We start from the raw sequence: 1,540 nt of genomic DNA, 5'->3' as shown, positions 1-1,540 counted from the left end.
GGTCGGCGCGAAGAAGACCTCGGCCCCGGCCTTGGCAGCAGCCACGACCTTCTTGTCAACACCGCCGATGATGCCGACATTGCCCTTGGCGTCGATCGTGCCCGTGCCCGCGACCTTGTGACCCTTGGTCAGGTTCTTGCCGGTGTAGTTTTGATAGCAGGCCAGGGAGAACATCAGCCCGGCTGAAGGTCCGCCGATATCACCGACGCTGATCGTGGTTTTAGGCGTCACCTGCACCTTGACTCTTTCCACCATGCTGATCCCGATTCCCGGCTTCCCGGTGCCTTTGACCTTGACGATTTTTCCGCTGAAGGTCTTCTTTTTCCCGGAACGCAGAACGGTGATGGTTACCTTCTGCCCCAGCTGCTGCTTTTGCAGGTAGCTCATGAAGCCCTGGACCGACTGGAATTTGCGCCCGTTGGCCGCGACGATCGTGTCCCCGATCATCAGCTTCTTTTTAAAGCTGGAACTGGACTGCACGCTCATCACATAAACGCCCCGGTACTTCAGCTTTGGCTTGAGGCCAGCCTTTTTAGCCGCGTAATAAATAGCGGTCTGCTGGCTGGTCTGCATGTACCACTTCTGCAGCTGCTCGTATTCTTCGGTGCTTGAGCCGCCAGTAGCCTCGCTCAAGGTCATGCGGTCTTCATAAGGCTGGGTGAAAGACCATAAATAGTCGCCTAAAACAGCCCGCCGCTCACTCACCGTCACGAAGTAGAGGTTCTTCCGGGACTTGACCCCGCTGGTCTTCAGATAGTTGCCTACTGCCAGGGCGTCTCCAGGAGCTTCAATGACGTAATTGGTCGGCAGCAGCAGTACGACGGCCAGCAGAATAACTACGAATAAGCCCGCCAGCGCCCGGCGCCATTTTTTGTTTTGCTTGTCTTTATGTTTCATTGCTCAGCTTCTCCTTTAAGGCGCGGGCGGCTTTGGCCGGCAAAAAGCGCTCCAAATCGCCCCCGAAAAGGGCAATTTCCTTCAGCATGCTTGAAGCCAGGGCAATGTTTTTGGCTCCGGCCATGAACAAAGCCGTCGGCAAATCCGGTGCCAGCTCCCGGTTCAAAAGGGCAATTTGCTGTTCATACAAAAAGTCGTTGCCATTGCGAACGCCGCGGACCAGGACGCCGGCCCCGAGTTCCCGGGCCAGATCCACAGTCAGCTGGTTCGGCCGGGCCAGGACCTCAACGTTGTCCAGGTCCTTGACGGCGTCTTTGATCAAGTCCACCCGCTCTTCAGGAGTAAAAAGTGCTTTTTTGGAGCTGTTGGTCATCACGACTACCAGCAGGCGGTCGAAAACCCGCGCTGCCTGTTTAATCGTGTCCAGATGCCCGTTGGTAACCGGGTCAAAGCTCCCGGGAAACAGTGCTGTCGTCATTTATTCCGCCCTCTGATAGATTCTTACGATCGTTTTGCCCAAATGGTGCTCTTTCAGCAGGTCGAAACCGGCAATCGGCGGCAAGTCCGTCTGCTCATCGGTTTCAACCACCACCCTGGCTGCCGGCGCCAGCAGCTGGCCGGCCAGCAAAGCCGCCATGTCCTT

At 56.6% G+C, this 1,540-nt stretch carries 2 protein-coding genes; both read right to left on the bottom strand.

What is annotated here, in order from left to right; genetic code table 11:
- A partial coding sequence (locus tag lacNas_RS05015) for a SepM family pheromone-processing serine protease (protein WP_201346657.1) occupies nt 1-897 on the bottom strand: 897 nt, incomplete at its 3' end.
- Nucleotides 887-1,375: a pantetheine-phosphate adenylyltransferase gene (coaD, locus tag lacNas_RS05010; protein WP_201331764.1), complete on the bottom strand. Its 489-nt coding sequence runs from the start codon at nt 1,373-1,375 to the stop codon at nt 887-889. The genes lacNas_RS05015 and coaD, both read right to left, overlap by 11 nt.
- Between the last annotated feature and the right edge of the window lie 165 nt (nt 1,376-1,540).

This window comes from Lactobacillus nasalidis (assembly GCF_016587775.1).
GTDB classification, from domain to species: Bacteria; Bacillota; Bacilli; order Lactobacillales; family Lactobacillaceae; genus Lactobacillus; species Lactobacillus nasalidis.
Note: the sequence above shows the minus strand (reverse complement) of the source record. Positions and strands in the feature narration are given on the sequence as shown.